This window comes from Micromonospora qiuiae, assembly GCF_016863555.1.
Lineage (GTDB): Bacteria > Actinomycetota > Actinomycetes > Mycobacteriales > Micromonosporaceae > Micromonospora > Micromonospora qiuiae.
Window position 1 is genome coordinate 29973 of the sequence record NZ_BOPC01000024.1, and the last position, 19202, is coordinate 49174.

The window sequence follows — 19202 nt, forward strand, 5'->3', positions numbered from 1 at the left end:
TGCCCAGCCGGCCGCCCACACGTCGGAAAAGGTGACCGCTGTGACCACCACGCTCATCCCGGCCGGAGCACCGAAGGCCCCCGGCCGGCCGACCCGGTCCCGCCGCATCCAGCAGGGCGTACGCGAGCGACTGGCGCCCTACGCGTACATAGCGCCGTTCTTCCTGCTCTTCTTCATCTTCGGGCTGTTCCCGCTGCTGTTCACGTTCTACGTCGCCCTGTTCGACTGGGACCCCATCGGCGAGCGCAGCTACGTCGGGCTGGAGAACTTCACCGAACTCGTCAACGACCCGCGGTTCTGGGGCGCGCTGCGCAACACGTTCAGCATCTGGGTGCTCTCGACGGTGCCGCAGCTGCTGCTCGCGCTCGGCATGGCGCACGTGCTCAACCACGTACGGCTGCGGGCGGCCACGCTGTTCCGGATGTCGATGCTGGTTCCCTACGTCACCTCCGTGGCGGCGACGACCATCGTCTTCGCCCAGCTCTTCGACCGCGACTACGGCATGCTCAACTGGTTCCTCGGGATGCTGGGATTCGAGCACGTCGACTTCACGGCGTCGGTGTGGGGCAGCCACATCATGGTCGCCGTGATGGTCGCCTGGCGGTGGACCGGATACAACACCCTGCTGTACCTCGCCTCGCTCCAGGCCGTCCCGCGTGACCTGTACGAGGCCGCCGCGGTCGACGGCGCCAACGGCTGGAAGCAGTTCCGGCACATCACCATCCCCGCGCTGCGGCCGATCATCGTGTTCACCGTCATCACCTCGACGATCGGCGGGCTGCAGATCTTCACCGAGCCGCTGCTGGCCAACCCGGTGGGTGGACTGACCTGCGGCGCGGCGCGGCAGTGCCAGACCCTCACTCTCTTCCTCTACGAGCAGGCCTTCGGCCGGTTCCACTTCGGCTACGGCGCGGCCGTCGGCGTCGCGCTCTTCGTGATAGTCGTGATCATCTCCGCGCTCAATTACCTACTGGTCACCCGGATCCGCTCGGAGCGTGCATGAACTCCGCATCCTCGACCGCCACGCGCGCGCCACACCGCCCGCGCAGCGTCAACCGAATCCACCCGGCCGTGTACGCGGCGCTCGGCGGCATGGTGTTCCTCAGCGTGTTCCCGCTCTACTGGATGTTCGTGGTGGCCACCACGGATTCGGCGACCGCGTACAGCCTGCCGCCGCACGTCCTGCCCGGCGGCAACTTCTTCCATCTGGCCGGCCTGGTCTTCGAGATCGTGCCGTTCGTGCAGGCGCTCCTGAACAGCCTCTTCGTGGCCACCTCGATCGGCGTGGGCCAGGCGTTGCTGTGCGCGCTGGCCGGGTTCGCCTTCGCCAAGCTGTCGTTTCGGGGCCGTAACACGCTGTTCCTCATCGTCGTGCTGACCATGACGGTGCCGGCCCAGCTCTCCGTCGTACCGCAATACCTGATCATGTCACGGCTCAACTGGGTGGACACCCTCCAGGCGCTGATCGTTCCCGGGCTGGTGAGCGCATTCGGCATCTTCTGGATGCGTCAACACATCGGCAACGTGATCAACGACGAGCTGATGAACGCCGCCCGGGTGGACGGCGCGACGACCTGGCAGATCTTCTGGCGCATCGCCTTCCCGCTGGTCCGCCCGGCGGCGATGATCCTGGGGCTGTTCGGATTCGTCAATGCCTGGAACGACTTCCTCTGGCCGTTCATCGTGCTGAAGTCCCCGGAACGGTACACCGTCCAGATCGCCATCAAGGCACTGCAGAACAACCGCGACATCGACCTGGGCCTGGCCATGTCCGGCTCGTTCCTGGCCACGCTGCCGCTGCTGGTGTTGTTCGTCTTCGTCGGCCGGCGCCTGGTGCAGGGAATCATGGAAGGGGCGTTCAAGGGTTGACCAGCTCCAGTGCCACCCCCGGGGCCCGCCTGATGCCAGGAAGGTGATGAGGCCGCTGTGCATCCCTCCGCACGAACTCACCCCACGGAGCACGTCATCGTGGTCGCGCCACCCGACACCGGGAACGCCAGCGACCGCGGTCCAGGAAACCTTTCACGGCCGCTGGCGACTCTGCGGGAGGCCCAACGGCGGGCCCGCCTGGCGGCCGCCGACGGGGACCGTGACGTCGTCGTCCTGCTGCTGCGCGGCACGTACCGGTTGAGCGAGCCGCTGCGGTTCGACGCCACCGACTCCGGCCGCGACGATCACACGGTCACCTGGCGGGCGTCGGACGGAGCCACCGTCCTCAGCGGAGCGCAGCCGGTCACCGGCTGGCAGCTCGACGACGCCGAGAAGGACATCTACCGGGCCCACGTCGGTGCCGGCTTCGACACCCGTCAGCTGTACGTCGACGGCATCCCGGCCCAGCGTGCCCGGATCAGGCTCGCCCGTACCGACATCACGCTCGACCCGACCGGCTTCACCCTCGACAACCCGGAACTGGCCTACCTGGCCACGTTGCCGGACCAGCACCGCATCGGATTCCAGGCGATCCAGTCGTTCACCAACCGCTTCGCGTCGGTGCGCAGCATCTCCGGCACGGCCGTCGTCATGCAACAACCTGGCTGGGACAACAACACCTACGGGTACGACGCCCTCGGGGCCCCGTTCCGCGAGCCGACCTACTTCCTGCTGAACTCACGGCGCTTCCTGGACGAGCCCGGCGAGTGGTACCTCGACCCGACGACCGGGACGCTGTACTACAAGCCGATGCCCGGGCAGGACATGCGGCGTGTCCGGGTCGAGCTGCCGCGGCTGGAGTCCCTGCTCCAGCTGGGCGGCACCTACGACACCCCGGCCCGCAACCTGCGCTTCGAAGGGCTGACGTTCACTGGCACCACATGGCTGCACCCCGGTTCACCCAACGGGTACGCGAGTCAGCAGACCGGAGTGTTCATCACCGGTGTCCAGCCCGACCGTCCCGCGGATGCGTTCACCTCCTGCGCGGCCGGCTGCCGGGGATTCGAAGGATCCCGCAACGGCTGGGCGCAAGCGGCTGCCGCGGTGCAGGTCTCGGCGGCCGACAACATCAGTTTCCGCGACAACACCTTCGTCAACCTCGGCTCCATCGGGCTCGGGATCGGCAACGACGCCAACGCCCACGCCACCGGCGTCGGGCTGGGCGCCCACAACATCTCAGTGGTCGGCAACACGTTCACCGCGAGCGCCGGCGGCGGCATCATGATCGGCGGCGTACGTCCTGACGCACACCACCCGTCAGACCCCCGCATGGTCAACAGCGACATCCACATCAGCGACAACCGGCTCTACGCGTCGGTCCTCGAGTACCTCGACCAGGACCCGATCTTCGCCTCGTATGTCACCCGGCTCACCATCGCGCACAACTACATCGACGACGCGCCGTACACCGGCATCGGAATCGGCTACGGGTGGGGCGCGAACGACCCGGGCGGCAACCCCGAGTACCTCGACCGGGGCCTCTACGACTTCCAGCCGATCCACCAGACTCCGACGACGTTGAGCGACGTACGCGTGGTCGGCAACCACGTCCGCAACGTCGTGCAGACGATGTTCGACGCCGGCAGTATCTACACCCTGTCGGCGATGCCGGGCAGCGTCATCGAGGAGAACTTCTGTGAGAACAGCGGCCAACTCGGCCTCTACTTCGACGAGGGCTCCCGGTACCTGACGGCCCGCCGCAACGTGTTCGTCAACACCGCCGAGCAGTGGGCGCACGCCAACAACCAGAACGGCAACCATACGGGCGACCTCACGCTGATCGACAACTACGTGACGAACCCGGCCATCACCGGCATCGTCGACGGCGAGCGTGGCAACATCACCCGCGGGAACGTCACCATCACCGCCGCGAATCCGCCGATCGAGGCCAGCCGCATCATGTACCAGGCCGGCCCGACCGGCGCGTACCGCGGTCCTGCCGACCGGAACCGGCCTCCGGTCGGCGCTGTCCTGTCGGCTGATTCGGCCAGCGTCAGCTCCGGCGGCACCAGCACGGTCACCGCCACCGTCACAAACGTCAGCGACGAGATCGCGTCTGCCCTGACCGTCGCGATCGCCGTGCCGGATGGTTGGCGCGCTGTGCCTACCGGCCCGGCGTCGCGGTCACGGCTCGCCCCCGGCGCCACGCAGACGGTTTCGTGGCAGGTAACCGCACCAGCGTCGTCTGCCACCCCGACGGCCGTGACGGCCACGGTGGGCTTCCTGGCCGGCCAGACCCGGTACGAGCTGACCAGAACGCTGCATGTGACACCGCCGACGCGCTGACCTGCACGGCGACGTGCGGGTCGGTGCTGCGCCGGGTGATCTTGGCTCCGTTTCGTCGGTATGGCGGTATCCGGTCGGTCGGGAGAGCGCCATTACGGCGAAACGGCGATTGTCGATCTACCTCGGTAGGTGGCCGCATCCGCCATGAACCAAATTCCCCGTACAACGCGATAGTCCTTGTGTGCGACGAAGAAGAAGCCAGGAACCGGAGCGGCCGGTCGACGAGGCGAGCAGTGACGCCGAGTTGCTGCGTGCCGTCGCAGCCGAGCGGACCGAGGCACTCCGATTGCTGCATCACCGGCACGCGCCCTGGCTACGCGCTCGGCTGCGCCGACGCTGCGCGGACCCTGATCTGGTCGATGCCGCGCTACAGGACACGTTCGTCGCCATCTGGACCGACGCCCATCGGTACGAGGTGACGGGTGCCGACGCGGCCGGATGGATATGGACCATCGCTGCCCGGCGGCTGGTGTCCGCGCTGCGCGGTCCCGCACACCGTTGGCTCAGTGGCGCCAACACCGAGTTGCCCGATGTCGCCACGGCGCCGTCAGCCGAGGAGTTGGTGCTGCTGGGCATTGAGCACGGCGACTTGGGCGGAGCGCTCGATCGGATCCCACCGGAGCTGCGGGCGCTCATCCAGGCCACGGCTATCGACGGCTTGACCGTGCGAGAGGCGGCCAAACTGCTCGGCATCGCGGAGGGCACGGCAAAGACCCGGCTGCTGCGCGCCCGGGCTCGGTTGAGGGAGTTGCTGACATGACCGGCTGGCACATCGATGCGGGGTTGCTCGCGGACTACGACCGGGGAGCGCTCGATCCGAGCCGGGTCATGGCCGTCGACGCCCATCTGCTGGCCTGCGCTTCCTGCCGCGGACGCGTCGAGGTCGACACGGTGTGGCTGACCGGCAACTGGGCGGCCGTGTTCGATGCGGTCCACGCGCCCAAACAGCGCGCGCTACGGCGGCTCCTGGGCCGGCTCGGGCTGCCTGAGCATCGGATCCAGCTGCTCGCCGCGATGCCCGCGCTGCGTTGGTCCTGGTTGGGTGCGATCGCGGCGGTGCTGGCCCTCGCGGTGGCCGCGGCGTACCTCGGCCAGACCGGAGCGCGAGTTGGTGACATGCTCTTCCTCGTCTTCGCGCCGATTCTGCCGGTGCTGGCAGTCGCTACCGCGTACGGGCCGCCGGCCGACCCGATGCACGAGATCGCCGATACGACGCCGGCGGCAGGGCCGTCGCTGGTCCTCTGGCGCGCCACTGCGGTCGTCGCCGTCGCGGTGGCCATGGGCATGGCGGCGGCGGTCCTGTTGCCCGGACCGGGTTGGTACGCCGTGGCCTGGCTGCTGCCCGCCCTGCTGCTCAGCATCGGGAGCCTGGCGCTGAGCACCATCGTTTCGCTCTCGGCCGCGGCTGGCCTGCTCGGTGGTGCCTGGCTGATCATCGTGGGTACCGCGGCCATGGTTCACCGTGAATCTTCTCTGCCGGTCGTCTTCGGTGGCACCGCGCAACTCGGCTATTTGCTCGCCGCGGCGGTGGCCGTCGTGGTCCTGGCCGTGCGGCGAAGCCGCCTCGACTTGGGGGAGACTCGATGACCACCGTCAGTATCGGCGGGCTCGGCAAGCGTTACGGGGCCACGGTCGCGCTGGACGGCCTGGATCTGGAGCTCGGGACGGGTGTGACCGGCTTCCTCGGTCCGAACGGCGCCGGCAAGACCACCCTGCTGCGCTGTCTGGCTACCGCGCTGGCGGCCGACCGGGGGTCGGCTGCGGGTGCTCGGTCTCGACCCGATGGTCCCCGCGCAGCGGACCGAACTGCGCCGGCGGATTGGTTACCTGCCGCAGAATCCGGGGCTCTACCCCCAGTTCACCGCCTACGACCTGCTCGACTACGTGGCGGTGCTCAAGGAGATGACGGACGGCCGGCAGCGCCGGGCCGAGGTGCGCCGGGTGCTCGACGAGGTCGAGCTGGCCGACCGGGCCAGGACCAAGGTGCGGAAACTCTCCGGGGGTATGCGGCAGCGGCTGGGTCTGGCCCAGGCTCTGCTCGGCGAGCCGCAGCTGTTGATCCTTGACGAGCCCACGGTCGGCCTCGACCCGGAGCAGCGGATGCTGTTCCGGGCCTTGATCTCCCGGCTTGGCGAGAGGCGCACCGTGCTGTTGTCCACCCATCAGACCGAGGACGTGGGCGCACTCTGCGAACGGGTCGTGGTGATGAACTCCGGACGCGTGATCTTCGACGGCAGCCCGCGAGAGCTGGTGGCTGTCGCCGATGGCCGGGTGTGGCTGTCGACCACAGCTCCAATCGGCTCGCAGGCGTACTGGCGCAACGCGGACGGGCTGTATCGGACGCTGGGTGACCAACCCGAGGGCGGTGAGCCCGGCCAGCCGTCCCTCGAGGACGGATATCTGCTCCTGCTCGACACCTCGGGGCGTCTGGGGGCCGCCCGATGACAGCCACACTCGTCCCACGGCCGGTCCGGCATGCCCGCCGGGGGGCCATGGTCGCGCTGGCCCGCGCCGAGGCGCGCCTGGTGCTACGCAGTCCGCTCCTCTGGGGCGGCATGGTGCTCTCCCTGACGCTGTGCACGGCATGGGGATGGACCACGATGCCGACCTGGGAGACCTTCGGGCAGGACGCGGGAATGTCCTCGCTCGTGCTGGCGGGCGCGCTCCTGCTGGCCGGGCATCTGGCGGCGAGCCGGGATCGGCGTGCCGGGGCAGAAAGCCTCGAAACGATGCCGACGACCGCCGCTCGGCGCGGCGTCGGCCTGCTCGCGCTGGTGGCGGTCTCCGGCGCTGCCGGCGCTACGCTCTGCCTCGCCGGGCTGCTACTCATGCTGCCGGCCTGGCCGGTCGGGCGATTCGACCCCTGGGTGCTGCTGGTCACCGTGGTGGTTCCGGCGACCGGTGCGGCAATCGGGATCGTGGTGGGCCGCTGGCTGCCCACGACGGCCGCTGGGCCGCTGACAATGATCGCGATGGCGGTCGTCCTCACCAGTTTGCTGGGCACCGGCCCCGACACTGTGCTCTTGCACCTCTTCCCCGTGCCGGACGCACCGTGGGTGACCGGGGCGGCGCGTCCCACCGGGTGGCACCTGATTTATCTGATGTCCGTGCTGGTGGCGATCGTCGCGCTGCTGTGGTGGAGACACCGCCGGATCATCGCGATCGGGGTGATCCTCACGGCGATCGCGACCTCAGCGTTCGCCACCGACCAGCAGGCGCGAGCCACCCCGGCGGCGATCTACCCCGAGATGAACGACGCGCTGGCCGGCCCGGCAGTACTCGACTGCGAGATGCACGGCGGCGTGCGCTACTGCGCCCTTCCGCATTACGCGGGCTGGATTCCGCTCTGGCGGGAGGCGGTCGAGCCGGTCGCACGCAACCTTCCGGCCGAGGCCACCCGTCCGACGGTCCGCCAGCTCGCCGGCATGGACGATGGCGTTGTCCTCGTTCCCGGGCTGCCGGAGATCGCCACCTGGCCGCGCTGGGGGCGGCACGGCCGCTGGGCGAAGGATTCCCGTACGCAGATGACCATCGCCTACACCACCGCGGCTACCGGACTGTTCGGGCGGGGGATCACGTCGTTCGACGACGATGCCCGGTCCGGTTGCTCCGGCGCCGGTCAACATCGCACCGTCGTCGCCCTGTGGCTGCTGGCGCAGGCCCTGCCAGATGGTGCACGCCACCTCGCCGACGGCGGCCTGAGCCTGGGGAGAGTCCGCTACGACCGGGCGGACGCGCAAGCCGCATCGGCGCTGCTGGCCCGGCCGCGCGATGAGGTGGCTGCCTTCCTGTCAGCACACTGGACACAGATCATGGACCCGGCCGAAACAGCTCTCACGCCGCTGGGGGTGACCGTGAAGCCGCCAGCTTTCCCGACCGGCAGCGAGCCGTCGGACCAGCCGAGGGTGTGCCGGTGAGCGCCATCCGCTTGGGGACGCTGCTGCTCAGGCCGCTCGCCCGAGCCGTACCCTGGTGGCCCATGGCCGTCGCAGCCGCGCTCGCGGTGCTGAGCCAGCTACCTGTGCTTCTCGCCGAGCCGGCGCCGGGCCTCGCGCAGCCCGGCCTCCGACTGGCCGCGGCCGCGCTGGGCGCGGCGGTCTGCTTCGCACTGCCGGACCGGATGGCATCGACGGTGCTGGCGCCGTCCCCGCGATGGGTGCGGCAGTGGCTGCGGGTGGCCCTGAACATGATGCCGGCCGCCGCGCTCTGGGCGCTGCTCTACCTGGCCGTCGTGGCCGTCGGCGGCCGGCTCGTCGTCGGGCCCGCCGGTTACCTCACTTTGCAGGCAGCGGTGTGCGGGTTGATTCCGGTGGCCGCGGCCGCCGTGGCGGCGAGATACCGCGACGATCTCGGCGCGGCGTTGGCCGGGCCGCTGGTTCTGGGCGTCGCGCTCGTCGGGACGCTCTTCTTCACCGGCACCAGATCACCATGGCCGATCCCGTCGGAGCCGGAGTGGACGGCCGCCCAACTATGCTGGCCTTCAGCATTGGCGTTGAGCGCGGTCGCGCTGCTGCTCGCCAACCGGGAAGTGTTCCGATCCTGAAACGTGACTTTTTTCCATCCACCCGGTAAGGCAACCTGGCGGCCCTCCGAACCCTTCTAAGGAACACGAATCTCTCGATGGATGGAGGGCGGATGCGCAGACGCAGACGCCAACTGATGGTCGGACTGCCCACCGTGGGAGTGCTGCTGGCGGCGTTCGGGTTGGCAGTTCCCGGCACCGCGGACGCGAGCCAGGGGGGTACGAGAGACGCGGCGACCGCAGCCGCCCCGGCGTCGCTGCTTCCTGCCGGGCGGACGTACACGGTGACGCTGTTGACCGGGGATGTGGTGACCGTCCGAAGCGCGTCCTCGGGCTGCCCCACGGTGAGCGTGCGCCCGGCCGAGCCGAGCGGCGTGATGAACCGCAGCTGCGGCCCGGACGGGCACGTGCGGGTGGTGCCCGCCCGGGTCGCCCCGCTGCTCGACACGGTGCTGGACCCGGCGCTGTTCGACGTCACCACGTTGATCCTCAACGGCTACGACGACGCCCGCACCAAGGAACTGCCGCTCATCGTCCGGCCTGGCGGGCAGGCCCGCCAGGCAAAGAGCGACCCGCTCGTCACCGGCCTGACCGATCCCCGCGAGCTGCCGAGCATCGCGGCGGTCTCGGGCCGGCGCTCGAAGGCGGCGAGCGTGGCGTTCGTCCGGTCCCTCACCAGCCGCCCGGCGACGCTCCGCTCGTCCGGCTCGTCGCCGAAGGTGTGGCTGGACCGGCGGGTACGGGCGACCCTCGCCCCCGCGACCTCGACGCCCCCCACGACCGGGAGCGTGACCGGCACCGACAGCGGGCGGTGGGACCGGAACCTGCGTCAGGTCGCCGCGCCGCAGGCATGGAACGCCGGCTACACCGGTAAGGGCACCCGCGTCGCGGTGCTCGACACCGGAATCGACGCCACCCACCCGGACCTCGCGGGACAGACTGCGGAGAAGAAGGACTTCACGGCTGACGGCGGTGACGCGGGCGACCACCACGGCCACGGCACCCATGTGGCGGCCACGATCGCGGGCAGCGGCGCGGCCTCGAAGGGCGCCCGACGCGGCGTGGCGCCCGAAGCACGCCTCGTCGTCGGCAAGGTCCTCGACGACCAGGGCGAAGGCACCGAGTCACAGGTGATCGCCGGTATGGAGTGGGCCGCGAGCCGGGCCGACGTGGTGAACATGAGCCTCGGCGGCTGGGAGTCGAGCGACGGCAGCGACCCGATGTCGCTCGCGCTCGACGCACTGTCCACGCGGACCGGGGCGCTCTTCGTGGTCTCGGCCGGCAACTCGGGACCGCTCTACGGCACGGTCTCCGCGCCGGGCGCCGCCGCCAGCGCGCTCACCGTGGGCGCGGTGGACGGCAACGACGTCCTCGCCGACTTCTCCAGCCGGGGACCGCTGGTCAACACCGGTGCCGCGAAGCCGGAACTGGTCGCGCCGGGCGTGGACATCGTCGCGGCCCGGGCCGCCGGGACCACCCTGGGCCGACCGCTCGACGCGCGGTACGTGTTCGCCTCCGGTACGTCGATGGCCACCCCGCACGTCGCCGGCGCCGCCGCCGTCCTGGCCCAGCGCCACCCCGAGTGGAGCGGCGAGCGGCTCAAGGCCGCACTGATCGGCGCGGCCGACCCGGTCGCCGGCGGCGACACGTACACCAGCGGCAGCGGGCGGCTCCAGGTGGCCCGGCCGCTGTCCGGCGTGGTGAGCGCCGAGCCGGTGGTCAACCTCGGCACCTTCGACCACCCGCAGTCGGGCACGACCGACGCGAAGCTGGCGTGGGCCAACACCGGGAGCGGCCCGGCCGCGGTCGACCTCGCCGTGACGGTGACCGACCACGACGGTGTCGCCGCGCCGGCCGGCGCCGTCACCCTCTCCGCGCCTCGGGTGAACCTCGCCGCGGGGGCGAGCGGCGGCGTCACGCTGCGCGTCGACCGCGCCGCGTTCGCGACCCGTCCCGGCCGCTACACGGCCGTGGTCACGGCCCGCGTCGGCGGCCGGGTGGCAGCGCGTACGCCGGTGACGTTCCACGTGGAGGCACCCAGTCACGACCTGACCGTCGAGACGACCGCGATTCCCGGCGCCCCGGACGAGGCGTCGGCGTGGGCCCTGGTGACGGTGGTCAACCTCGACGACCCGGCCCGGTACGCCCAGGCCGACAGCGGTGAAGCCGGTGAGACGTTGACCTTCCGGGTACCCGCCGGCCGGTACAGCATCATGGCCAGCTTCATGTCCTGGGCGGACGGGGACGAGCGGGCGGCCCTGGCCGGTGACCCGGACCTGACAGTCACCGGCGACACGTCGCTGCGACTCGACCTGGCCCAGGCCCGCCCGCTCACAGCGAGCGTGGACGGGGTGGCCACCGAGGCCGTCTCGCTCGGCCTGACCTACATCCAGCAACCCCGGCCCGACTTCGGCTGGACCGACTTCGCCTTCGCCTGGGGCGACGCGGCCAGGGCGGGCAACGTGTCGGCGGTGCCGAACGACGGGACCGGCATCGGCACGTTCGACGCCTACGGCACCTACGGTCTGGTCGCTCCCGGCGACGGGCAGAGCCCCTACCTCTACGACCTGATCCGCCGGTCCGACCGCATCCCGGACGATCCCGGGTACCGGGTCACCCCGGCCGAGCACACCACCCTGGCCCGGATCGACCAGCGTTTCCACACGCTGGACCGCCCGGACTCGGTCACCGCTCACAAGCGGTACGGGTTCAGCCCGGAAGGCGTCTTCATCGCCGAGACCTACACCGAGCCGCTCTCCGGCAACCGCGTCGACTACGTGTCGTCCGGCGTCGACTGGCTGGACGAGGCGTTCTGGGACGGGTTCGTCACCCAGGAGGCGACGCGCCGGTACGCCCCGGGCAGCCGGCAGGAGAAGACGTGGGTGCGGCAGCCGTTGCGCTCCGACTGGTACGACGATCCGGCGATCTCCCCGAGCGCCTGCGCACCCCGCCCGCCGAGCCGCACCAGCGGCAATCTGCACATCGAGCTCGTCACGCTGGCCGACCAGCACGGGCGGTTCGACTGCCTCGCCGACGGGTGGGGCCTCGGCATCGCGCGTACGCTCACCCTGCAGCGTGACGGGCGGACCGTGGGCCGGGTCAACGGCTCGGCCGCCGACTTCACCGTGCCGCAGCAGGTCGCCAATTACCGGCTGACCTACGATGTCGACGCCAGCGCCGACCTGCCGGTCTCCCGCCGGGTCAGCACCTCCTGGACCTTCCGGTCCAGCGGACCGGACGGCACCCGAAGTATCCCGCTGCCGCTGCTGTCAGTGGACTACGACCTGCCGCTGGACAGGGCGAACCGTCCCGTCGCCTCCGGTACGGCGACCTTCGCCGTCCGCCAGGCGCACGGCGTGCCGGCACAACCGATCACGTCCTTCACGCTCACTGTCTCGCTCGACGGAGGCGCGACCTGGCAACCCGTCCGGGTCAACCGGTCAGGCGACGGCACGTACCGTGCCCGCCTGCCGCACCCCACCGCGGGCCAGACAGTGTCGTTGCGGGTGACGGCGCGGGGCAAGGCCGGTAGCGGCATCGAGCAGACCATCCTCGACGCCTACCGGGCCGGATAGCCCTTCCCGCGCGGGTGGCCTGACAGGATGGCCGGCCACACCTCGCGTGGTCGTCCGCGGTGCGTCACGACAGGCGCACCGCGGACGACTGATCTCTGCGTCGGCGGGCGGTGCCTTCGCGCCGCCCGCCGAGCGGCCTGGTTCGTCTCACGCCCGTTCCTCGCGTAGTTGCCCGACGATGCTGTCCAGGTCGCAGCTGGCGCCCCGGTTGTATGGCAGTTTGCCGAGCAGCATGCCCATCGCGCAGGTGTTGGTGAGGGCGGCGAAGGTGAGACCGGCGCCGATGAAGCCGGCGACCCACTTGAGGCCGGGCACGAACACCGAGCCCACGATGCTGGCCAGGACGATCGCCCCGGCGACCAGGCGCACCTGGCGCTCCAGGTCCCAGCGCTGCTTGCCCTGCTTGATCGGCGCGTTGGCGGCCTGCCAGGCCAGCATGCCGCCGTTGAGGACCTTGAGGTTCGGCAGGCCGACGCCGGCGAGGGCCTGCTCGGCCTGACCGGCCCGGGCTCCGGAGCGGCAGATCAGGACGACTTCCTCGTCCAGGTGGTCGCGCAGTTCCTCGCGGTGCTCCTTGAGCAGGTCCAGGGGGACGTTGTACGCGCCGGGGATGTGCATGGTCTCGAACTCGGCCGGGGTGCGGACGTCGAGCAGCCGGGGGGATCGGCCGGAGGCGATCAGTTCACGCAGGGTGGTCGCGTCCAGGGTGGTCGGGCGGGTGGTCTCGGAAGCGCTCATTTCTCCTCTTTCAGGGCAAATCGCCGAACTGGCGGCAGGGTGGGTTGCCGGCCGGGGCAGGTGCGCCCCGGCCGGGATCGGGATACGTGGGTCAGGCCTTGTCGGTCATGGCGACGCCCGCCGTCTCGGCCTGGTCGAACTTGTCGTCGATGACGACCACCTCGCGCCCGGCGTTGGCCAGCAGCGAGGCGGCTGCGGTGGCCCGGTAGCCGGAGCCGCAGTGCACCCAGACGATGCCGGCGGGTACGTCGGCGAGCCGCGCGGGCAGGTCGGGCAGCGGGATGTGCACCCCGCCCTCGATGTGGCCGGACTTCCATTCGTTGGTCATCCGCACGTCGAGGACGACGTCCGGGGCGGGCAGGTCGGCGGGCGGGTTGCCCGCGTGGGCGGCGGCCAGGGCCCGGAAGTCGACCCGCCGCAGTTGCCGGAGCTGGCCGGGATCGGCCGCCCACTGCTCGGCCTGGCCGGTGGCCCGTGCGGCCGGTCGATCGATGCCGATCCGCACCAGTTCGCGTTGGGCGTCGGCGACCTGCTCGGGTGTCTCCGCCAGGAGCGTGATCGGTACGCCCCAGTCGATCAGCCAGCCGAGCCAGGTCGACATCGGGCCGTCCAGCCCGAGGCTGACCGTGCCGGCCAGGTGCGAGGCGGCGTACGCCTTGCGATGCCGCAGATCCACCACCCACTCGCCGGCGGCGATCCGACCGCGCAGGTCTTCGGCGTCGGCCCGGGCCACCGGTGTGAGGTCGACCGGGGCGGGGCCGGCACTGTTCGCCACGCCCATGTGGGCGTAGTACGCCGGGTAGGCGTCAAGGCCGGCGAGGGTCTCGGTGACGAACTGGTCGGCGGCCAGCCGCAGCACGGGGTTCACCTGCTTCTCCCGGCCGATGGTCGAGTCGGGGGCGTCCGCCTGGGTGGCCGAGCAGAAGCTGCCGAAGCCGTGCGTCGGCCACACCTGGGCCCCGTCGGGCAGCAGGTCGGCCAGCCGCTTCGCCGAGGCGTGCTGGTGATGGGCCAGCTCGTGGGAGTGCTCCTGGCCGAGAAGGTCGGTGCGTCCGGTCGTCCCGAACAGCAGCGAGCCGCCGGTGAAGACGCCCACCGGCTGCCAGCCCCCGTCGACGACCTCATCGAGGGCGTACGACAAATGGTGGAAGGTGTGACCGGGGGTGGCGATGGCCCGCAGGCGCAGGGAGTCCGAGACCGGCACCACGTCACCGTCGGCGATGGGCTCGCGCTCGAAGCCGACCTCGTCGGCCGCGGCCACCAGGTAGTGGGCACCGGTCACCCGGGCCAGTTCCAGGCCGCCGGAGACGTAGTCGTTGTGGATGTGCGTCTCCACCACGTGGGTGACGCGCACCCCCTTCGCCCCGGCGAGGTACAGGACCCGGTCGATGTCGCGCTGGGGGTCGACCACGATCGCTACCTGGCCGTCGGAGGCCAGGTAGCTGCGGTCGCCGAGCGAGGACGTCGTGATGACGGAGATTTCTACTGCCATTGCCGTTCTCCCCTCGGAATTCTCTACATACCCCCGGGGGTATGCATAAGACACACTTCTGGTTGATTCATGGTGTGATGACTACCCGCCTGCGCCGCGGATAAGCGGTGCGGGCGGGCGGTCCTGCCGTCGGGTCAGGCCAGAGCGAGGAACAGCTTCTCGAGCTCCTCTTCGGTCATCTCCGGCGCCTCGCCCCGGTCGCGGGTGGCGTTGCAGTGCCGCATCCCGGAGGCGATGATCTTGAAGCCGGCGCGGTCGATGGCCTTCGACACGGCGGCGAGCTGGGTCAGCGCCTCGCGGCAGTCCTGGCCGCTCTCCATCATCTCGATGACGGCGTTGAGCTGGCCCCGAGCCCGCTTGAGTCGGGTCAGAGCCTCCCTGGTCATCTCGGGCCGAAGATTCACCGCGCCACCTCCTGCGTTCAACATACCCCAGGGGGTAGAGCTTGTCGCGGATACCCCCGCCGGTATGCGCAACCGCGAGGACGGCCCGGTGATTCCCGTCGTCTCTCGGGCGGCTCTGCCCCGAGACCCGATGATTTCTACCGAACGGACGGATCTCGGGTGATCGCGAGTCGAACACTAATCTGTCCCGTACCAGAACTGGTCGGGTCGGGAAGGAAAGCCATGGTCGGCAGTGCGAAGGGACCCTTGGTCGGCCTGCGGGTGCTGGAGCTGTCCGGGATCGGACCCGGCCCGTTCGCGGCCTCCGTGCTGGGAGACCTCGGCGCCGAAGTCCTACGGGTGGACCGGCCTGGGGGCGCCGGCACCGGGGTTCCCGAGCACCTCGACACCCTGCGGCGCAGCCGTCGCTCGGTTGTTCTGGACCTGCGTCAGGAGGCCGGGGTCGAGGCCCTGCTCACCATGGTCGAAGCGGCTGACGTGCTGATCGAGGGCTACCGGCCCGGAGTCGCCGAGCGGATGGGCTTCGGGCCGGATGTCTGCCTGCGGCGCAACCCCCGCCTAATCTACGGACGCATGACCGGATGGGGCCAGGAGGGGCCGCTGGCCCAGAACGCGGGCCACGATCTCAACTACATCGCGGTGACGGGCGCGCTGCACGCGATGGGCCGGCGCGGCCAGCCACCGGCGATCCCACTGAACCTGGTCGGCGACTTCGGTGGCGGATCCCTCTATCTCGTGGTCGGCGTCCTGGGGGCGCTGCTGGAACGGGAGCGTTCCGGCCTCGGCCAGGTGGTCGACGCGGCGATCGTCGACGGGGTCGCGCATCTGATCACGATGTTCCACGGGATGTTGGCCGCGGGCATGTGGAGGGACGAGCGTGGCGTGAACCTCCTTGACTCCGGCGCACCCTGGTACGACACCTATGAGACCTCGGACGGGGGCCATGTCGCGGTCGGTGCCATCGAGCCGAAGTTCTACGCGCAGCTCATGGAGACGCTCGGCCTGGACCCGGACCAGCGGCGCCGCAGCGACCCGCGGCAGTGGGAGGCCATCCGCGCGGAACTCACCAAGGCGTTCCTGAGCCGCACCCGCGACGAGTGGGCTGAGATTTTCGGCGCGAGCGATGCCTGTGTGGCGCCGGTGCTGAGCCTCCGCGAGGCCATCGACTTTCCCCACCTGCGGGAGCGCAACGTCTTCGTGGACGTCGCCGGGATCATGCAGCCCGCACCGGCGCCCCGGCTGAGCCGTACCCCCGGTGCGGTCCAGTCGGCGCCCCCACGTGTGGGCGCGCACACACGGGCGGCGCTGAGGGAGTGGGGTGTGGCGGACGTCGACGCGCTCATCGAGGCGGGCGTCGCTGTCGACGCGCAGTAGACCCGAATGTTTTTCCGAGGAAAAGCTGGGAACGCGCCCGAGGCCGTCTACGCCACCGCTGAGGGAGTAAGCATGGGAAGGCTCGATGAAAAAGTCGTCCTGATCACCGGAGGATCATCTGGGTTCGGCCGAGCGAGCGCTGTGCGCTTCGCGCGCGAGGGTGCCAAAATCGTCGTCGCTGACATCAGCGAAAAGCCACTTGCCGGCGGCTTCGAGCAGAATCTCGAAAAGGCGACAGCAGACGTGATCACAGCCGATGGCGGGCAGGCGAAGTTCGTGAAGTGCGATGTCACGAACGCTGCGGACGTGGAAAAAGCCGTCCAAAGCGCCGTCGAAACATATGGCCGGTTGGACGTCATGTTCAACAACGCAGGCATCTACCGCGGCGGGAAACTCATGGATGAGTTCACCGAAAAAGACCTCCAGGCCTGCTTCGATGTCAACGTCAAGGGCACCTTCTACGGGACGCAGTCCGCGGTTCGTCAGTTCCGCCGCCAGGGGAGAGGAAGCAATGGAATGGCGGGGACGATCGTGAACCTGGTATCCACCGCCGGCCTTCAGGGCCACCCGAAGCAGTCGGTCTACAACATCTCCAAGGGCGCGCAAGCCAACCTCACCCGCTGCGCCGCGATCGAGTACGGCCATGAAGGCATCCGGGTCAACGGCATCTGCCCGACCTATGCAAAAACCGCCCTCACGCGAGAACTGTTCGACAACATGGAGTTCATGCAGACCTTCGCTGAGAGCGTGCCTCTCAAGCGTTGGGGTGAAGCGGACGACATCGCGGATCTGGCGCTCTACCTCGCCAGCGACGAGTCGAGCTACGTGCATGGTGCCCTCATCAGAATCGACGGTGGCGAAACGCTCTGCCGCTATTCGGTCTGAGGGTGTCGCAACGCCAGCGACCAAAGGCCGCTGGGCACTACGCGAGGACAGGGCAGGGATCAGTGCGCTCCGCGGCGAGCGCCTGGCCGGGCCCGGGCGGAGAACGCCGCCGCGCCGGATCGCGCCGGTAGGGATCGTGCCGAGGTGGTCGACGTCGGCTTGCCGCCGCGTCGGCCCCGGCCGCCGTGGGCGGGCTGCGCCTCGTGACGCGGGCCGGCGGACCGCGGCACGGGCTGGGGGACCAGCGTCCGTTCCCCCGGGGCCAGTTCGCGGAGCAGCGCGTCACCCGGGCGCAGCCGGGTCGTGGTCGCCGTGATTCCCGCCTTGCGAGTCAGATCCCGCACCTCTGGCACCTGCCCGTCGGTCATCAGCGTGACGACGGTCCCGGTCGCGCCGGCCCGGGCGGTACGGCCCGAACGGTGCAGGTAGGCCTTGTGCTCCTCGGGCGGGTCGGCGTGTACGACCAGGGCCACGTCGTCGATGTGAATGCCCCGGGCGGCGATGTCGGTGGCGACCAGCGTGTGCACCTCTCCGTCGGAGAACGCCCGCAGGTTTCTGGTGCGCGCGCCCTGGGCCAGGTTGCCATGCAGCTCGACGGCGGTCACACCGGCCGCGACCAGCCGACGGGCGAGGGTTTTCGCGCCCCGCTTGGTGCGGGTGAACACCACGGTCCGGCCCGGCGCGGCGGTCAGCTCGACCAGCACGGCGAACCGGTCGTCGGCGTGGACGTGCAGGACGTGGTGCGCCATCGCGGCGACCGGCGACAGCGTCGAGTCGACGCTGTGCACGACCGGATCGGTGAGGAACCGTCGCACCAGGACATCGACGCCGGCGTCCAGGGTGGCGGAGAACAGCAGACGCTGCCCGCCGCGCGGGGTCTGCTCCAACAGCCGCCGCACGGTGGGCAGGAAGCCGAGGTCGGCCATGTGATCGGCCTCGTCGAGCACGGTGATCTCGACGGCGCCCAAGATCGCGTTACCGGTCTTGACATGGTCGGCGAGCCGACCCGGGCAGGCCACCAGGACATCGACCCCGGCGCGCAGCCCGGCGATCTGAGGTCGGGCGGCGACGCCACCGAAGATCGTCATCGTGCGTAGCGACAGTGCCTGCGCCAGCGGCGCCATCACGCTGTCGATCTGGGTGGCCAGTTCACGGGTGGGTACGAGGATCAGCGCCCGAGGGCGCCCGGCCCGCCGTGGCGTGGCGGTGGCGGCCAGGCGGGTCAGCACCGCCAGTACGAAGGCATAGGTCTTACCCGACCCGGTGCGGCCCCGGCCGAGCACGTCCCGCCCGGCGAGGGCGTCGGGCAGTGCCGCGGCCTGGATGGGGAACGGCCGGTTCACTCCGGTCGCGGCCAGCACGCGGTTCAGCGCGTCGGGCACGCCGAGGTCGGCGAAGGTGAGAGAGTTGGTCTGGCGTGGGCGGCTTGCCGCCATGAAGGCTCCGAACGTCGAAGGGACGTCCCGCCCGGCGCTGACTGTTGGGCCGCGACGCGTGGCGTGGGACATCGAACCCGGCCGCCATGCTGGGCGGACCGTGCTGTCAGTCTACTCGAACCCGCTGCCGGCTCCCGCTGCCAACCGACCGAGGGTGCACGAGCATCCGTGCTGGCCGATCAGGGTGCCATGATCTGCCACCGGCTCTGCTCGTCCATCCATGCGCCGGCCAGGATCTCCGCCGACCGCCGGCCCGGGCATGGGTAGATCTTCGACCGGCCAGCGTCACCGCCGGCTCGGGCCTCGACTTCCCACGACTCTCCATCGGTGCGGATGTACACGTCGCGGCGTCCTCGCAGGGTGCGATTGCCGTTCCACCAGTGACGCTCGGTTTTCACCCCCCGACCGTATAGCACGGAGTCCGAGTGTGGAACTTCGACGATCTTGGTTGCTGAGCTCAGCTCGTCGCGCTTCTGCCGACCTGTCCGGCATTTCCCGCCGTTCCGCTGTCCGAGTGGTCCGGACGAACCGAAATCGCACGGTTGGCACCGCTACGCGGCC

At 70.2% G+C, this 19202-nt stretch carries 16 protein-coding genes and 1 pseudogene; 12 read left to right on the plus strand and 5 right to left on the minus strand.

What is annotated here, in order from left to right:
* The first annotated feature begins 31 nt into the window (after positions 1–31).
* The 10 genes and pseudogenes from Vqi01_RS09480 to Vqi01_RS09520 all read left to right on the plus strand — a co-directional run bounded on the left by Vqi01_RS09480 (position 32) and on the right by Vqi01_RS09520 (position 12312).
* Positions 32–1003: a carbohydrate ABC transporter permease gene (locus tag Vqi01_RS09480; RefSeq protein WP_372444338.1), complete on the plus strand. Its 972-nt coding sequence runs from the start codon at positions 32–34 to the stop codon at positions 1001–1003.
* Positions 1000–1869, plus strand: a complete 870-nt coding sequence (locus Vqi01_RS09485; protein ID WP_204034321.1) for a carbohydrate ABC transporter permease — start codon at positions 1000–1002, stop codon at positions 1867–1869. The genes Vqi01_RS09480 and Vqi01_RS09485 overlap by 4 nt, the downstream gene beginning before the upstream one ends.
* A 99-nt stretch (positions 1870–1968) precedes the next feature.
* The gene (locus Vqi01_RS09490; RefSeq protein ID WP_204034323.1) at positions 1969–4215 is read left to right on the plus strand and encodes an NEW3 domain-containing protein; all 2247 of its coding nucleotides are present in this window, start codon (positions 1969–1971) and stop codon (positions 4213–4215) included.
* 181 nt (positions 4216–4396) lie between these two features.
* Complete coding sequence (locus Vqi01_RS09495; RefSeq protein ID WP_204034325.1) at positions 4397–4975, plus strand: RNA polymerase sigma factor; 579 nt, start codon at positions 4397–4399, stop codon at positions 4973–4975.
* Positions 4972–5802 (plus strand): zf-HC2 domain-containing protein, encoded by an 831-nt coding sequence (locus Vqi01_RS09500; RefSeq protein ID WP_204034327.1) that lies wholly within the window; start codon positions 4972–4974, stop codon positions 5800–5802. The genes Vqi01_RS09495 and Vqi01_RS09500 overlap by 4 nt, the downstream gene beginning before the upstream one ends.
* Positions 5799–5915 (plus strand): annotated as a pseudogene (locus Vqi01_RS31260) (ABC transporter ATP-binding protein); the annotation flags it as partial. The gene Vqi01_RS09500 and the pseudogene Vqi01_RS31260, both read left to right, overlap by 4 nt.
* Before the next feature lie 64 nt (positions 5916–5979).
* On the plus strand, positions 5980–6660 hold the full coding sequence (locus tag Vqi01_RS09505; protein ID WP_275408755.1) for an ATP-binding cassette domain-containing protein: 681 nt from the start codon (positions 5980–5982) through the stop codon (positions 6658–6660).
* Positions 6657–8132, plus strand: a complete 1476-nt coding sequence (locus Vqi01_RS09510; protein ID WP_204034328.1) for a hypothetical protein — start codon at positions 6657–6659, stop codon at positions 8130–8132. The genes Vqi01_RS09505 and Vqi01_RS09510 overlap by 4 nt, the downstream gene beginning before the upstream one ends.
* A 62-nt stretch (positions 8133–8194) precedes the next feature.
* Positions 8195–8758 carry a hypothetical protein gene (locus Vqi01_RS09515; protein ID WP_204034329.1) on the plus strand — a complete coding sequence of 188 codons (564 nt, stop codon included), beginning with the start codon at positions 8195–8197 and terminating at the stop codon, positions 8756–8758.
* A gap of 92 nt (positions 8759–8850) precedes the next feature.
* The gene (locus Vqi01_RS09520; RefSeq protein WP_204034330.1) at positions 8851–12312 is read left to right on the plus strand and encodes a S8 family peptidase; all 3462 of its coding nucleotides are present in this window, start codon (positions 8851–8853) and stop codon (positions 12310–12312) included.
* A gap of 147 nt (positions 12313–12459) precedes the next feature.
* Here Vqi01_RS09520 and Vqi01_RS09525 read toward each other — a convergent pair whose 3' ends face one another.
* The 3 genes from Vqi01_RS09525 to Vqi01_RS09535 form a co-directional block, all read right to left on the minus strand.
* Positions 12460–13050 (minus strand): rhodanese-like domain-containing protein, encoded by a 591-nt coding sequence (locus Vqi01_RS09525; RefSeq protein ID WP_204034332.1) that lies wholly within the window; start codon positions 13048–13050, stop codon positions 12460–12462.
* Between the two features lie 91 nt (positions 13051–13141).
* Positions 13142–14542 (minus strand): MBL fold metallo-hydrolase, encoded by a 1401-nt coding sequence (locus Vqi01_RS09530; RefSeq protein ID WP_204034333.1) that lies wholly within the window; start codon positions 14540–14542, stop codon positions 13142–13144.
* 134 nt (positions 14543–14676) lie between these two features.
* Complete coding sequence (locus Vqi01_RS09535; protein ID WP_204034334.1) at positions 14677–14946, minus strand: metal-sensitive transcriptional regulator; 270 nt, start codon at positions 14944–14946, stop codon at positions 14677–14679.
* 222 nt (positions 14947–15168) lie between these two features.
* Between Vqi01_RS09535 and Vqi01_RS09540 the strand changes: the two genes are divergently transcribed.
* Both Vqi01_RS09540 and Vqi01_RS09545 read left to right on the plus strand, forming a co-directional pair.
* Positions 15169–16320 (plus strand): CaiB/BaiF CoA transferase family protein, encoded by a 1152-nt coding sequence (locus Vqi01_RS09540; protein WP_204034335.1) that lies wholly within the window; start codon positions 15169–15171, stop codon positions 16318–16320.
* Between the two features lie 72 nt (positions 16321–16392).
* Entirely contained in the window at positions 16393–17205 is an 813-nt protein-coding gene (locus Vqi01_RS09545) for an SDR family NAD(P)-dependent oxidoreductase (RefSeq protein WP_204034337.1), read from the plus strand.
* A gap of 59 nt (positions 17206–17264) precedes the next feature.
* Here the strand turns inward: Vqi01_RS09545 and Vqi01_RS09550 are convergent, their stop codons facing one another.
* On the minus strand, positions 17265–18641 hold the full coding sequence (locus Vqi01_RS09550; protein WP_204034338.1) for a DEAD/DEAH box helicase: 1377 nt from the start codon (positions 18639–18641) through the stop codon (positions 17265–17267).
* A 179-nt stretch (positions 18642–18820) separates the two neighbouring features.
* The gene (locus Vqi01_RS09555) at positions 18821–19039 is read right to left on the minus strand and encodes a hypothetical protein (RefSeq protein ID WP_204034339.1); all 219 of its coding nucleotides are present in this window, start codon (positions 19037–19039) and stop codon (positions 18821–18823) included.
* Between the last annotated feature and the right edge of the window lie 163 nt (positions 19040–19202).

What these genes read in the sequence shown, in the direction of transcription:
- Vqi01_RS09485 (WP_204034321.1), top strand. Translation starts at nt 1,000, where the DNA reads ATGAACTCCGCATCCTCGACCGCCACGCGCGCGCCACACCGCCCGCGC.
- Vqi01_RS09500 (WP_204034327.1), top strand. Translation starts at nt 4,972, where the DNA reads ATGACCGGCTGGCACATCGATGCGGGGTTGCTCGCGGACTACGACCGG.
- Vqi01_RS09510 (WP_204034328.1), top strand. Translation starts at nt 6,657, where the DNA reads ATGACAGCCACACTCGTCCCACGGCCGGTCCGGCATGCCCGCCGGGGG.
- Vqi01_RS09515 (WP_204034329.1), top strand. Translation starts at nt 8,195, where the DNA reads ATGGCCGTCGCAGCCGCGCTCGCGGTGCTGAGCCAGCTACCTGTGCTT.
- Vqi01_RS09520 (WP_204034330.1), top strand. Translation starts at nt 8,851, where the DNA reads ATGCGCAGACGCAGACGCCAACTGATGGTCGGACTGCCCACCGTGGGA.
- Vqi01_RS09525 (WP_204034332.1), bottom strand. Translation starts at nt 13,050, where the DNA reads ATGAGCGCTTCCGAGACCACCCGCCCGACCACCCTGGACGCGACCACC.
- Vqi01_RS09530 (WP_204034333.1), bottom strand. Translation starts at nt 14,542, where the DNA reads ATGGCAGTAGAAATCTCCGTCATCACGACGTCCTCGCTCGGCGACCGC.
- Vqi01_RS09540 (WP_204034335.1), top strand. Translation starts at nt 15,169, where the DNA reads ATGGTCGGCAGTGCGAAGGGACCCTTGGTCGGCCTGCGGGTGCTGGAG.
- Vqi01_RS09545 (WP_204034337.1), top strand. Translation starts at nt 16,393, where the DNA reads ATGGGAAGGCTCGATGAAAAAGTCGTCCTGATCACCGGAGGATCATCT.
- Vqi01_RS09550 (WP_204034338.1), bottom strand. Translation starts at nt 18,641, where the DNA reads ATGGCGGCAAGCCGCCCACGCCAGACCAACTCTCTCACCTTCGCCGAC.